14 protein-coding genes and 1 pseudogene are annotated in these 11,893 nt (G+C 64.0%); 2 read left to right on the top strand and 13 right to left on the bottom strand.

The window, feature by feature from the left end; all coding sequences use genetic code 11:
* Nucleotides 1–121 precede the first annotated feature (121 nt).
* The 10 genes and pseudogenes from PPA02S_RS23675 to ubiE form a co-directional block, all read right to left on the bottom strand.
* Nucleotides 122–1,066 (bottom strand): annotated as a pseudogene (locus tag PPA02S_RS23675) (methyl-accepting chemotaxis protein); the annotation flags it as partial.
* Nucleotides 1,067–1,283: 217 nt separating this feature from the next.
* Nucleotides 1,284–1,991: a 16S rRNA (uracil(1498)-N(3))-methyltransferase gene (locus PPA02S_RS15505; protein WP_028631949.1), complete on the bottom strand. Its 708-nt coding sequence runs from the start codon at nucleotides 1,989–1,991 to the stop codon at nucleotides 1,284–1,286.
* A complete protein-coding gene (gene tatC, locus PPA02S_RS15500; protein WP_028631948.1) occupies nucleotides 1,988–2,776 on the bottom strand; it encodes a twin-arginine translocase subunit TatC in 789 nt (262 codons plus the stop codon). Before tatC ends, PPA02S_RS15505 begins: the two co-directional genes overlap by 4 nt.
* Nucleotides 2,773–3,150, bottom strand: coding sequence for a Sec-independent protein translocase protein TatB (tatB, locus tag PPA02S_RS15495; RefSeq protein WP_028631947.1), 378 nt, complete (start codon nucleotides 3,148–3,150; stop codon nucleotides 2,773–2,775). The genes tatC and tatB overlap by 4 nt, the downstream gene beginning before the upstream one ends.
* 3 nt (nucleotides 3,151–3,153) lie before the next feature.
* Nucleotides 3,154–3,435, bottom strand: a complete 282-nt coding sequence (locus tag PPA02S_RS15490) for a twin-arginine translocase TatA/TatE family subunit (protein ID WP_028631946.1) — start codon at nucleotides 3,433–3,435, stop codon at nucleotides 3,154–3,156.
* A 49-nt stretch (nucleotides 3,436–3,484) separates the two neighbouring features.
* The gene (locus tag PPA02S_RS15485) at nucleotides 3,485–3,820 is read right to left on the bottom strand and encodes a phosphoribosyl-ATP diphosphatase (RefSeq protein WP_028631945.1); all 336 of its coding nucleotides are present in this window, start codon (nucleotides 3,818–3,820) and stop codon (nucleotides 3,485–3,487) included.
* Between the two features lies 1 nt (nucleotide 3,821).
* Nucleotides 3,822–4,214 (bottom strand): phosphoribosyl-AMP cyclohydrolase, encoded by a 393-nt coding sequence (hisI, locus tag PPA02S_RS15480; protein WP_028631944.1) that lies wholly within the window; start codon nucleotides 4,212–4,214, stop codon nucleotides 3,822–3,824.
* Nucleotides 4,215–4,285: 71 nt separating this feature from the next.
* Nucleotides 4,286–5,905 carry a ubiquinone biosynthesis regulatory protein kinase UbiB gene (gene ubiB / locus PPA02S_RS15475; protein ID WP_028631943.1) on the bottom strand — a complete coding sequence of 540 codons (1,620 nt, stop codon included), beginning with the start codon at nucleotides 5,903–5,905 and terminating at the stop codon, nucleotides 4,286–4,288.
* Complete coding sequence (locus tag PPA02S_RS15470) at nucleotides 5,902–6,525, bottom strand: ubiquinone biosynthesis accessory factor UbiJ (protein ID WP_028631942.1); 624 nt, start codon at nucleotides 6,523–6,525, stop codon at nucleotides 5,902–5,904. Before PPA02S_RS15470 ends, ubiB begins: the two co-directional genes overlap by 4 nt.
* Complete coding sequence (ubiE, locus tag PPA02S_RS15465) at nucleotides 6,525–7,295, bottom strand: bifunctional demethylmenaquinone methyltransferase/2-methoxy-6-polyprenyl-1,4-benzoquinol methylase UbiE (RefSeq protein WP_028631941.1); 771 nt, start codon at nucleotides 7,293–7,295, stop codon at nucleotides 6,525–6,527. The genes PPA02S_RS15470 and ubiE overlap by 1 nt, the downstream gene beginning before the upstream one ends.
* A 124-nt stretch (nucleotides 7,296–7,419) precedes the next feature.
* Here ubiE and PPA02S_RS15460 point away from each other — a divergent pair, with 124 nt between their 5' ends.
* Together PPA02S_RS15460 and PPA02S_RS15455 are read left to right on the top strand one after the other, a co-directional pair.
* Nucleotides 7,420–7,695 (top strand): polyhydroxyalkanoic acid system family protein, encoded by a 276-nt coding sequence (locus tag PPA02S_RS15460; RefSeq protein ID WP_028631940.1) that lies wholly within the window; start codon nucleotides 7,420–7,422, stop codon nucleotides 7,693–7,695.
* Between the two features lie 168 nt (nucleotides 7,696–7,863).
* Nucleotides 7,864–8,526 (top strand): phasin family protein, encoded by a 663-nt coding sequence (locus PPA02S_RS15455; protein ID WP_028631939.1) that lies wholly within the window; start codon nucleotides 7,864–7,866, stop codon nucleotides 8,524–8,526.
* Between the two features lie 124 nt (nucleotides 8,527–8,650).
* On the opposite strand, the gene PPA02S_RS15450 is transcribed toward PPA02S_RS15455, so the two are convergent.
* Genes PPA02S_RS15450 through phaZ form a run of 3 tightly spaced genes read right to left on the bottom strand, consistent with a single transcriptional unit; the run spans nucleotide 8,651 to nucleotide 11,873 of the window.
* The gene (locus PPA02S_RS15450; protein ID WP_028631938.1) at nucleotides 8,651–9,280 is read right to left on the bottom strand and encodes a TetR/AcrR family transcriptional regulator; all 630 of its coding nucleotides are present in this window, start codon (nucleotides 9,278–9,280) and stop codon (nucleotides 8,651–8,653) included.
* Between the two features lie 13 nt (nucleotides 9,281–9,293).
* On the bottom strand, nucleotides 9,294–10,976 hold the full coding sequence (gene phaC, locus PPA02S_RS15445) for a class II poly(R)-hydroxyalkanoic acid synthase (RefSeq protein ID WP_028631937.1): 1,683 nt from the start codon (nucleotides 10,974–10,976) through the stop codon (nucleotides 9,294–9,296).
* A gap of 45 nt (nucleotides 10,977–11,021) precedes the next feature.
* Entirely contained in the window at nucleotides 11,022–11,873 is an 852-nt protein-coding gene (phaZ, locus tag PPA02S_RS15440; protein WP_028631936.1) for a poly(3-hydroxyalkanoate) depolymerase, read from the bottom strand.
* Nucleotides 11,874–11,893 lie beyond the last annotated feature (20 nt).

The following is an 11,893-nucleotide window of genomic DNA, read 5'->3' as shown; positions in this document are numbered from 1 at the left end:
TCTCGACCTTCTGGTTGCTGACGCCGGCACTGGTCTGCTCGGTCACTGCAGACAGCTCCTCTGCCGCACTGGCGATCTGGGTAACCCCGTCGCCAATGCCGCCAATCAGCTCGCGCAGGCCGCGGGTCATGCGCTGCACGCTGGCTTGCAACTGGCCCAGTTCGTCACCGCGAGGGCGCTGCTCGTCCAGGGTGAGGTCGCCGCTGGCTACGCGTTCGGTACTGCGCAGCACCTCGCGCAGGGGCACGATGATCTGCCGGGTGATAGCCCAGGCGGCCAGCAAACCCAGGGCCAGCGCCAGCACGGTGGCCACGGCCAGCAGCACTTTGGCCTGGGCGGCGGCTGCGTCACGCACGGCTGTCTGCGAGGTGGTCATGGCCTGGCTGGTCTGCATCAGCACGGCGCCTTGTTCGACCATGCCCTGCAACGCCTGGGCACTGGCCGCCTGGGCCTGGCCGAACTGCAGCACCGCATCGCGGTAGCCGCCCATGGCGGTCGCAGCGTCGTCCAGGCCTGCGGCGTATTCGGCCGGCAGCCTGGCCGGCAGTGCGCGCAGCTCTGTCACCGCCTGGTCGATGGCCTTGAGCGCGGTTTGCTGGTACTCGGCATTGCCGCTGTAGGTGTAACCGCGCACCTGGAAGCGCGCCTGCTGCAGCAGGCTGCTGACCGTGACCACCTGGTTGTATGGGCTAATGTCACCGGCTTCGAGCAACCGCTGTTGCACGCGGCCGATCAGCTCCACAGCCTTGTCGGCACTGTCGCCCAGTACCTGGCGGCTGGCTTCGCGGCGCTGGCCGGCCTGTTTCAACGCGACGAAGGCCTGCTGATAACCGGCAACCGCATCGCGCTGCTGCTCGAGGCGCTGGTGGTCGGCAGGCTGCTCGATCTGCCCCAGCATCAACTGCACCTGCCGGTCGAGGTTGGCCAAGGCCTTGTCCAGCTCGCCTATGGAGGCCTCGTCGCGCTGGCGCTCGTACTGCTGCCGGGCGATGCGCAGTTCTTGCGTGTATTGCTGGATCAGCGAGATGTTGCCCAGCTTGTCGCCGCGGCCAATGATGCTGTCCATGCCGTGCCAGCCAGTCAGGGTAGTGCTCAGCGTCAACAGCAGGACCAGGCCGAAACCCAGCCCCAGTTTGCGGATGACGCTCACGTTTCCCAGTAGCTGGGTTAACCATCGATTCATAGGTAACTCCCTGGCGGCTTGGCAGCACGATTCATTGTTGTTGCCAAGGCCATCGGCCCGGGAGAGGGAAACTTGATGGTGGAAAATGCTGACTAACTTGTCAGAAAATTCGCGACAAGAGCGCGGTGACCGCCGTTTCCACCCGCAGTATGCGATCACCCAGTTGCACCGGCGCCAGGCCGGCGTTGGCAAGCAGGTCGACCTCGTAGGGTATCCAGCCGCCCTCCGGGCCGATGGCCAGGGTCACTGCTTGTTCCACTGCCCGTGGGCAGGCGGAGTAGGGGCCGGGGTGGCCGACGAGCCCGAGGGTGCCGGCTGCGATGGCGGGCAGGCGATCTTCAACGAACGGCTTGAAGCGCTTTTCGATGATGACCTCGGGTAGTACGGTGTCACGTGCCTGTTCCAGCCCCAGTATCAGGTTCTCGCGAATGGCGTCAGGGTGCAGGAACGGCGTTTGCCAGAAGCTCTTCTCGACCTTGTAGCTGTTCACCAGAATGAGCCTGGGCACGCCCAGGGTGGCAACTGTCTGGAACAGCCTGCGCAGCATTTTCGGGCGCGGCACGGCCAGCACCAGGGTCAGCGGCAGTTTGGCCGGCGGCGGCTGGTCGAAGCTGACCTCAAGCTCAGCCTCGTGCGGGGCCAGGCGCAGCACGGTGGCCTTGCCCATCATGCCGCTGATGCGGCCCACGCGCAGCGAATCACCCTCCACCACGCGGTGGATGTGCTGCATGTGGGTAAAGCGCCGGTCGGCGAGTATCACACGGTCGGCCGACACGAAGTCGGCCTCCTCAAGCAGCAACAGGTTCACGGTTGGGTCGCAGGCGGCTGGTCTTGGTGGTCGCCTGCGTCTGGCTCACCTGCGCTTCGCTTGCGAATCAGGCTGCCGCACAGCACGCCGATTTCGAACAACAGCCACATGGGCACTGCCAGCAGCGTTTGGGAGAAGATGTCGGGCGGTGTCAGCACCATGCCCACCACGAAGCAGCCGATGATGACGTAGGGGCGGATCTTTTTCAGGTACTTCACATCCACAACGCCAATCCACACCAGCAGCACCACGGCCACGGGGATTTCGAAGGCCACGCCGAAGGCGAAGAACAGCGTCATGACGAAGTCCAGGTAGCTGGCGATGTCGGTCATCATCGACACGCCTTCTGGGGTTGCACTGGCAAAGAAGCCGAATATCAGCGGAAACACCAGGAAATACGCAAAGGCCATGCCGGCATAGAACAGCAGGATGCTGGAAATCAGCAGCGGGATGGCGATGCGCTTTTCGTGACGGTACAGGCCCGGCGCGATAAAGCCCCAGATCTGCTGCAGGATGAACGGGATCGCCAGGAACAGCGACACGATCATGGTCAGCTTGAACGGGGTAAGGAACGGCGAAGCCACGTCGGTGGCGATCATCGTGGCGTTGGCCGGCAGGTGGTCACGCAGCGGCGCCGACACCAGGGTGTAGATCTGCTGGGCGAAGGAGAACAACCCGGCAAAAATCAGGAAAATGACCGCCACGCAACGCAGCAGGCGGGTGCGCAGTTCGGTAAGGTGCGAAACCAGCGGCATGGGCTGATCGTGTTCCGGGTTCTCGCTCATGGTACTCGCGGCGGTTGTGGCGGTTCGGAGGGTGTGGCCGGGGCGGCCGGCGGCTCGCTGGGCTTGGGTTCCAGGCCCGCAGGTGGCTGCACCGTGGCGGTGGTGACCGTGGGCTGCGTGGGTGTCGCGTTCGGGTTGAGGATGCGCTTGGCTTCCTCTTCCATCTGCAGAATGTGCTCGTTATGCAACTGGCGACGGATGTCGTCGGCGCCGATTTCGCGCTCAACTTCCATCTTGATGCTGTTGAAGCTGCGCTTTAGGCGGCCTATCCACAGGCCGGCCGTGCGCGCCGCCCCCGGCAGGCGCTCGGGGCCGAGCACCAGCAGCGCGACCAGGCCGACGAGCAGCAGCTCGCTGAAACTGATGCCGAACATAGGTCAGTCTTTCCGCTGCGGCTCGTGGACCGGCTGTGCCTGACCATCGATGGTATGGCCCTGGTTGGCCTGGGCAGTGTTCTGCACCGGCTGCACCGGTGGAACAGGCTGGGCTGGCGGTGGCGTCGGCTCGGCCGGCTTGTTCTCTTCTTCGCTCATGGCCTTTCGGAAGCCCTTGATCGACTCGCCCAGGTCGCTGCCGAAGTTCTTCAGCTTCTTGGTGCCGAAGACCAGCACCACGACGACCAGCAGGACGATCCAGTGTTTCCAGTCAAAGATACCCATTTCGTACTCCTGAACAATGTGTATTGGCCCTGTACGGGCCGTGTTTCCGTCAGGCAGACGGCTGGCGCGCGGCCTTCTCGTCGTGCCCGGACAAGCCGAAGCGCCGCTCCAGTTCATCCAGCACAGCCTGGGGGTGCTGGCCCAGGGCACTGAGCATCACCAGGCTGTGAAACCACAGGTCGGCTGTTTCGTAGATGACATCGCTGCAGTCTTTGCTGATGGCGGCGTCCTTGGCGGCGATGATGGTTTCCACCGACTCTTCACCGAGCTTTTCGAGGATCTTGTTCAAACCCTTGTGGTACAGGCTGGCCACGTAGGAGCTGTCTGGAGCCGCTTGCTTGCGTTCTTCCAGCACTTCGGCCAGGCGGTTGAGGGTGTCGCTCATGTCAGTGTCCTGCGCTGTAGATGGCATCGGGGTCTTTCAGGACCGGGTCGACGGTTTTCCACTGGCCGCCTTGATACACGCGGTAGAAGCAGCTTTCGCGACCGGTATGGCAGGCAATATGGCCCAGTTGCTCGACCATCAGGATGATCACGTCGGCATCGCAGTCCAGGCGCATTTCATGCAGCTTCTGCACGTGGCCGGACGCTTCACCCTTGCGCCACAGCTTGCCACGCGAACGCGACCAGTAGATAGCCCGTTCCTCGGCGGCCGTCAGGGCCAGCGCTTCGCGGTTCATCCAGGCCATCATCAGTACGCGTCCGGTCTTGTGGTCCTGGGCGATGGCCGGTACCAGGCCATCGCTGTTCCACTTGATCTCGTCCAGCCAGTCTTTCATCGTCGACTCCAAAGCCGGCCCGTTTCTGTCCCGGGCCCTTGCGCTAGTGTGCCAGCCGCAGGCGCGGCTGGCTATTGGCGCACGACCAGGTAAAGGCCTGCGGCTAGCATCAGCCAGGCCGGCCACGCCGCAGGGGCCGCCAGGCTGCCGGCCTGGGCCGCAGTGGTAGCCAGCACCGCCCCGCCGCCCAACAGGCCTGCACCCAACAGGCGCAGTGCCCAGTGGTCACCCTGGCGGCGACGCTCAGGCAATTGTGGGTCGTGCAGGTGCGGCTGCGAGAGCCGTTCCAGCAGGTCGCGGGTCATGTTGGCCAGGTGCGGCAACTGTTCGACCTGGCTATGCAGGTTGCCGAGCACGGCCTTGGGGCTCATGCGGTCGCGCATCCAGCGTTCCAGGTAGGGCTTGGCAGTACTCCACAGGTCCAGCTCGGGGTACAGCTGGCGGCCCAGGCCCTCGATGTTGAGCAAGGTCTTTTGCAACAGCACCAGCTGCGGCTGCACTTCCATGTTGAAGCGGCGCGCGGTCTGGAACAGGCGCATCAGTACCTGGCCGAACGAAATGTCCTTCAATGGCTTTTCGAAGATGGGCTCGCACACCGTACGGATTGCTGCTTCGAATTCGTTGACCTTGGTGTTGGCAGGCACCCAGCCGGAGTCGATGTGCAACTGGGCGACACGGCGGTAGTCGCGTTTGAAGAAGGCGATCAGGTTACGCGCCAGGTAGTCCTGGTCCTCGTCGGTCAGGCTGCCGACGATGCCGCAGTCGATGGCGATGTACTTCGGGCTCCACGGCTTGACGGTGCTGACGAAGATGTTGCCCGGGTGCATGTCGGCGTGGAAGAAACTGTCCCGGAACACCTGGGTGAAGAACACCTCCACACCCCGTTCGGCCAGCATCTTCATGTCGGTGCCCTGGTCGGCCAGGGTGGCCATGTCGGTGACCGGCACGCCGTAGATGCGCTCCATCACCAGCACCTTGGGGCGGCACCAGTCCCAGTACACCTGGGGCACGTACATCAGGTCGGAGCCTTCGAAGTTGCGCCGCAGCTGGCTGGAGTTGGCGGCCTCACGCAGCAGGTCGAGCTCGTCGTAGATGGTTTTTTCGTAGTCGCACACCACGTCCACCGGGTGCAGGCGGCGGGCATCGGCAGAGATGCGCTCGGCGCCCTTGGCGATCAGGAACAGCCAGGCGATGTCGGCGGCGATCACCGGTTTGAGGCCGGGGCGCACCACCTTTACGACCACTTCCTCACCGCTTTTCAGGCGCGCGGCATGCACCTGCGCCACCGAAGCGGACGCCAGGGGTTCCACGTCGAAACGGCTGAACACCTCGGCAACCGTGGCGCCCAGTTGTGCCTCGATCAGTGCCACGGCCTTCTGCGGGTCGAAGGGCGGTACCCGGTCCTGCAACAGCATCAGCTCGTCGGCGATGTCGGTGGGCAGCAGGTCGCGGCGGGTGGATAGCAGCTGGCCGAACTTGATGAAAATAGGCCCCAGGTCCTGCAATGCCAGGCGCAGGCGTGCGCCGCGGCTCAGCTCGCTGGCGCGGCGGGGCAGCCAGCGCCAGGGCATCAGCAGGCGCAGGCTCATCAGCCACCAAGGCAGCGGGTAGTCGAACAGCAGGTCGTCCAGCCGGTACCGGATGACGACACGCTGAATACGGAAAAGACGGCGGACGGCGAGCAACTTCATGCGTTATCGCTGGTATCAAGGGATCGGGAGAGGCGTTTGAGGCGCGCCTCGAGGCGTTCGGTGTCGAGCTTCAGGGTGTCTATTTCGCTGAAGGCCGCTTCGGCCTCGCGCTTGCCCACCAGTGTACGTGACTCTTCTGCCAGGTATTCGGACAGGCTCTGGCTCAAGCGGGCCAGGCTCTGGCGTGTCCAGCGGGCACGCAGGCGAACATGGCCTGCAAGCAGCGCAGTGGGCACGGGGCCCAGCCAGTTCTGCAGCTCGTGTTCCCAGTCCAGTTCCAGATCCTGGAGGATGCCGAACAGGTCGAGCAGTGCAGCGGTATCACCGTGCAGCTCCACCTGAGGGCTATGCAGCACGGCGGTTTTGTCCCGGGCCAGGGCCAGTTGGGCGAGGCTGCCGGCGGGGGCGCGCAGGGTGCAGTCAACGCTGCCTTCCCAACTGCTGGCGAGCATCAGCCCCTGTTCATCCGGCAGGATGAACACCTGCAAGGCCGGTTGGCGGCAGTCGATCTCGATGACCTTGCCCTCCAGTGCAGCCAGGCGCGGCATGGCCGTGCTGTCCATGCGCAGGATGCGATTGAGCCCGTGCTCCACGCTGGCGAGCAGCCCGGCCAGCAGCATCAGGGTTTGATCCCCCGGTGCACGGCAACGATGCCGCTGGTCATGTTGTGGTAGGTAACGCGGTCAAAGCCGGCTGCAACCATCATTGCCTTGAGGGTTTCCTGGTCCGGGTGCATGCGGATGGACTCGGCCAGGTAGCGGTAGCTTTCCGAATCGTTGGTGATCAGCTTGCCGGCCAGCGGCATGAAGGCGAACGAGTAGGCGTCGTAGGCCTTGGACATGAATTTGTTGGTCGGTTTGGAGAATTCCAGCACCAGCAGCCGCCCGCCAGGCTTGAGCACCCGCAGCATCGAGCGGATGGCGTCTTCCTTGTGGGTGACGTTGCGCAGGCCGAAGGCGATGGTCACGCAGTCGAAGTGGTTGTCGGGGAAGGGCAGCTTTTCGGCATCTGCCTGGACAAACTCGATATTGCCTGCCACGCCACGGTCGAGCAGGCGGTCGCGACCCACCTTGAGCATCGATTCGTTGATGTCAGCCAATACAACCTGGCCAGTCGGGCCGACCAGGCGCGAGAACTTGGCGGCCAGGTCCCCCGTGCCGCCGGCGATGTCCAGCACGCGGTTGCCGGTGCGTACGCCCGACAGTTCGATGGTGAAGCGCTTCCAGAGGCGGTGCATGCCGCCGGACAGCACGTCGTTCATCAGGTCGTACTTGGCGGCTACCGAATGGAACACTTCGGCGACTTTTTTCGCCTTCTGGCTTTCAGGCACGTCCTGATAGCCAAAATGGGTGGTGGGTTCGGCGTGGTCGCCTTTGCGCTGGTCGTTCATATCGCTTCACCGAAAAAAATTACCGCCATTCTAGGGCGAACGCGCGGATTTGTCTTGGCGGGGTGTGCCGTTGGGCAGGGGCGGGCATAATGCCAATTATGTCTACATCTCCAGGAACACCTGCATGACCCAGATCAGCGTCGAACGCAAACACACCCTCGGCCGTGAGGCCGCCCGTGCCAAGGCGCAGGCGCTGGTCGACAAGCTCAGCCGCGAGTACGACTTGAAGGCCACCTGGAACGGCGACCGGGTCGATGTGGCCCGCAGTGGCGCCAACGGTAGTGTGCACATCGGTGAAGACAGCATTCGTGTCGACCTGAAGCTGGGCATGATGCTGTCGATGATGAGCGGCACCATCAAGGGCGAGATCGAACGCGCCCTGGACAAGGCACTGGTGTGAGTCAGCGTGCGCATGTGCCGTTCACCTTAGGGTGACGTTTCTAAATTCACCTCCTACCTTGATGGTTTGGCCCACGGTTACGACGCACGGGTACGTGGCGCCTTGAAGCGCCTGGGTATTGCGTCTACACCTTCCGTTGAGGCGCGCGTAAACCACAAGGAGAGCAGGATGGCTGGCAAGAAGAACGCTGAAAAAGACGGTAGCTCCTGGGTCGGGGGGGTTGAGAAGTACTCCCGCAAGATCTGGCTGGCGGGGCTGGGCATCTATTCCAAAATCGATCAGGACGGCCCCAAGCTGTTCGACTCGCTGGTCAAGGATGGTGAGAAGGCCGAAAAGAAGGCCAAGAAAGCTGCCGATGACGTGGCCGACTCCGCCAAGTCGTCTGCTTCTTCGCGTGTGGCAGGGGTGAAGGACCGGGCCTTGGGCAAATGGAGCGAACTGGAAGAGGCCTTCGACAAGCGCCTGAACAGTGCAATCTCGCGCCTGGGTGTGCCAAGCCGCAATGAGATCAAGGCCCTGCAAGGCCAGGTAGAGGCCCTTACCAAGCAGATCGAGAAGCTCACCGGTGCTTCGGCCAAGCCAGCTTCTACCCGTGCCGCTGCCGCCAAACCGGCTTCCGGCACTGCCGCCAAGCCACTGGCCAAGGCCACAGCGGCCAAGCCTGCGACCAGGACGGCGGCGGCCAAACCTGCAGCCGCCAAGCCGGCTGCTGCAAAAACCACCGCTGCGAAAAAACCTGCAACCCGAAAAGCCCCGGCCAAGCCAGCGGCTGCCCCGGCGGCATCTACCACCACGGCGTCAGCTGCCGCTGGCGATGGCCCACAGGCCTGACGCAAGTCAGTTTGTATGGAGTGACCGGGGCCGCGTGATGGCCACCAGGCGTATGCCTTGGGTTGTGTGGGGGCGTAGATCGAGCGCCGCGCTGGCGGCGCTCTGTCTCACAGGCGAACCATCCTCAAGGCGGGCACCTGTAACCCCTGAGATAACCCTGCGCCAGCTGTTCAGCCGCAGCACGGGCAGCAGGTTGAAGGTGCGGCGCCACCAGCAGCATCACCTGATACACCACAACCCCCACATCCCCCTCGCGGCCCAGCACCCGCTGGTAATCCAGCGAGAACAACAGGGCCAGGGTGATCTGTTCCACCAACTGCCCCAACGCCTGGGTATCGCTCTCTATCAGCCCCTGGTCTTTGAGGCACGCCAGCAGCGCCGCCAATGTATGCTTGAGCGCGTTGATCAGGCGGCGCATGCCACGGGCCAGCCTGGGCAGGCGCCCCACCAGGTTGGACATGTCCTGGAACAGGAACCGGTACTCGGCCATGCGCTCCACGATCAGGTGCAGGAACAACCAGTAGTCCTCGGCCTCCAGGCGCAGGTTCACAGGCGGGTCCAGCAAGGGCATCAACGCTTCCTCGAAGCGTTCGAACAGCCCCAGTACCAAAGGCTCCTTGCCGTGAAAGTGGTAATACAGGTTACCCGGGCTGATACCCAGTTCGTTGGCGATTTCCAGCGTGGAGACGTTAGGCTCGCCTTTGCCGTTGAACAGCGCCAGGGCGCAGGCAAGGATACGGTCGCGGGTTTTCATGCGGTCGGTACGCTCATCGGGTCAACACATAAGTACCGGGTGCAGGGCCCAGCGCCGGGTAGGTGGCGTTGCCCGGTAGGCCTTTGGGCGGCCTGAGCGGGCCTGAGCGCGCTTTTATCCACGTCATCCATAGCGGCCACCAGCTGCCCTCGCTGCGCTGGGCATCATGGAACCAGGCACGTGGGTCGCCTGGTAGCTGCGGGTTGTCCAGGTAATACCCCTTGGGGTTGCCTGGGGGGTTGATGATGCTCTGGATATGCCCACTGTTGGCGAGTATGAAGCGGCGCTTGCCGCCCAGCAGGGTTGCCGAGCGATACACCGCGTCCCACGGGGTGATGTGATCGTTGCTGCCGGCCACTGTGAAACTGTCGATGTTGATCTGCTGCAGGTCGATGGACGAACCGCACACCTCAAGCCCCCCCGGCCGGGTCAGCGGGTTCAGCTTGAAGAAGTCCAGCAGGTCGCCATGCAGCGCGGCCGGCAGGCGGGTGTTGTCGGCGTTCCAGTAGAGGATGTCGAAGGCCGGGGGCGTCTTGCCCAGCAGGTAGTTGTTGACCCAGTAGTTCCAGATCAGGTCGTTGGGCCGCATCCAGGCGAATATCCTCGCCACCTCAGCACCGTCGAGCACCCCTCGCTGGTAGGAGCGGCGTTTGGCAGCCTCGATGGTCTGCTCGTCGGCGAACAGGCTGGCGGGGCTGTCGAACGCGCTGTCCAGCAGGCTGACCAGGTAGGTGGCACTGCGCACCCGACGCAATTGTTGCCTGGCTTGCAGGTGGCCCTGAAGCGCGGCCATGGTCAGGCCGCCTGCACAGGCGCCAACCAGGTTGGGGTCACGGCTGCCACTGATGCTGCGGCAGGCGTTGAGCGCTGCTTCAAGCGCCGCCACGTAACTGGACAGCCCCCATTCGCGGTGACGGGCATCGGGGTTGCGCCAACTGACCATGTACACCTGCAAACCGTGTTTGAGCATGTACTGGACGAAGCTGTTGGCCGGGCTGAGGTCGAAGATGTAGTACTTGTTGATCTGGGGCGGCACCACAAGCAGCGGGCGCGCGTGCTGCTTTTCGCTCATGGGCTGGTACTGGATCAGCTCCAGCATGTCGTTGCGAAACACCACGCTGCCAGGGGTGGTCGCCAGGTTGCCGCCCACTTCGAAGGCGCGCTCGTCCACTTGGCGCGGCAGCCCGCCATTGTGGCGCAGGTCCTCGAGCAGTTGAGCGGCGCCGCGCACCAGGCTCTGGCCGCCGGTATCGAACAGGGTTTTCACGGCCTGGGGGTTGAGCAGCGAATTGCTCGGTGCCAGGGCGTCGTTGAGCAGGTTGAACAGAAAGTGCACCCGGGCCCGGTCGTCCTCGTCCAGGTGGCTTTCGTCGATCCACGCCCGGGTTTGCCCCTGCCACGCCAGCCACGCTTGCAGGCCGCGGCGGTAAAGCGGGTTTTCGCGCCAAGTGGGGTCGCTGAAACGGCCATCGCGCGGGTTGGGCTGGTGGGGTGTGTCCCCCAGCAGCACCCGGCCCAACTGGCCACCCAGCGCCAGCAGGTGGCCGGCGGTGTGCAATGGGTGGCGCAGCCCATGGCGCCCGACGCTGCGCAGGGTGGATACCAAGTCCCGGCCGCGCAGGCCGACCATGGCATTTTCCATCTGCAGTTCGACGGTGTGGGGCGCCCTGGTGCCTGCGGCCGGTTTGTCTGTCATGGCAACACTCCTTGTGCACTCCATTTGCGGCTAAGCGTGTGGCGATCAACCGCCCGAGGCGGGGCGAGGGTGCATCACGGCGCGCTGACGCTCCTGCTCCAGGAACTTCGTGATGAGCGGGGCCACTGCTTCGGCCCGGGTAATCAGGAACAGGTGGCCGTCGTCGATAATGTGTAGCTGGGCATTGGGAATACGCCAGGCCAGCAGGCGCATATTGATCAGGGGGATCAGCGGGTCGTCGTCGCCGGCCAGCACCAGGGTGGGCTGGCGGATCTTGTGCAGCCAGTGGATGCTGGTCCAGCCAAGCCCGGCGAACAGTTGCCAGTAATAGCCGGTCTTGCCGCCGGAGCGTACCTTGGCGGCGTGATGCAGGGCCAGATCCGGGTCACGGCGGAACCCGCCGCCGTAGATCAGCGGGGCGATACGCAGCACGTGAGACGGCTGGACGTAGCGGCGGGGGCTGGCCATCATCCACAGCACCTTGGGTTTGCCCGGCACCATGAACGCGCCGGCTGCGGTGGCGGCAAGCACCAGCTTCTTGCAGCGCTCGGGGTAGTCGTGGGCGAACTGCTGGGCCAGCGCGCCGCCCCAGGACACGCCGATGACGTTGACCTGGCCGTAATCGAGGTAGTCGAGCATGCGTGCGGTGAGCTTGGCCAACCCCGGGAAGCGGTAGGGATGGCGCGGTGTCGATGAGCCCCCGACACCGGGGACGTCGAAGGCGATCACTTCCAGGTCCGGGTCCAGCGCTTCGATGAACGGGAAGACCAGTTCCAGGTTGGCGCCAATCCCGTTGAAGATCAGCAGGGGTGTGAGGTGGGGTTTGCCCGGGCGAACGGCGGTACGGATGGACTGGTTGTCCAGCTCGACCGTTCTGAAAATATAGGGTTGCGGCATGCGCGTGGCTCTTGGGTGAA

It is taken from the genome of Pseudomonas parafulva NBRC 16636 = DSM 17004 (assembly GCF_000730645.1).
Lineage (GTDB): Bacteria > Pseudomonadota > Gammaproteobacteria > Pseudomonadales > Pseudomonadaceae > Aquipseudomonas > Aquipseudomonas parafulva.
This window is presented reverse-complemented; position numbering and strand designations above follow the sequence as displayed.

What these genes read in the sequence shown, in the direction of transcription:
- tatC (WP_028631948.1), bottom strand. Translation starts at nt 2,776, where the DNA reads ATGAGCGAGAACCCGGAACACGATCAGCCCATGCCGCTGGTTTCGCAC.
- tatB (WP_028631947.1), bottom strand. Translation starts at nt 3,150, where the DNA reads ATGTTCGGCATCAGTTTCAGCGAGCTGCTGCTCGTCGGCCTGGTCGCG.
- PPA02S_RS15490 (WP_028631946.1), bottom strand. Translation starts at nt 3,435, where the DNA reads ATGGGTATCTTTGACTGGAAACACTGGATCGTCCTGCTGGTCGTCGTG.
- PPA02S_RS15485 (WP_028631945.1), bottom strand. Translation starts at nt 3,820, where the DNA reads ATGAGCGACACCCTCAACCGCCTGGCCGAAGTGCTGGAAGAACGCAAG.
- hisI (WP_028631944.1), bottom strand. Translation starts at nt 4,214, where the DNA reads ATGAAAGACTGGCTGGACGAGATCAAGTGGAACAGCGATGGCCTGGTA.
- ubiB (WP_028631943.1), bottom strand. Translation starts at nt 5,905, where the DNA reads ATGAAGTTGCTCGCCGTCCGCCGTCTTTTCCGTATTCAGCGTGTCGTC.
- PPA02S_RS15470 (WP_028631942.1), bottom strand. Translation starts at nt 6,525, where the DNA reads ATGCTGCTGGCCGGGCTGCTCGCCAGCGTGGAGCACGGGCTCAATCGC.
- ubiE (WP_028631941.1), bottom strand. Translation starts at nt 7,295, where the DNA reads ATGAACGACCAGCGCAAAGGCGACCACGCCGAACCCACCACCCATTTT.
- PPA02S_RS15460 (WP_028631940.1), top strand. Translation starts at nt 7,420, where the DNA reads ATGACCCAGATCAGCGTCGAACGCAAACACACCCTCGGCCGTGAGGCC.
- PPA02S_RS15455 (WP_028631939.1), top strand. Translation starts at nt 7,864, where the DNA reads ATGGCTGGCAAGAAGAACGCTGAAAAAGACGGTAGCTCCTGGGTCGGG.
- PPA02S_RS15450 (WP_028631938.1), bottom strand. Translation starts at nt 9,280, where the DNA reads ATGAAAACCCGCGACCGTATCCTTGCCTGCGCCCTGGCGCTGTTCAAC.
- phaC (WP_028631937.1), bottom strand. Translation starts at nt 10,976, where the DNA reads ATGACAGACAAACCGGCCGCAGGCACCAGGGCGCCCCACACCGTCGAA.
- phaZ (WP_028631936.1), bottom strand. Translation starts at nt 11,873, where the DNA reads ATGCCGCAACCCTATATTTTCAGAACGGTCGAGCTGGACAACCAGTCC.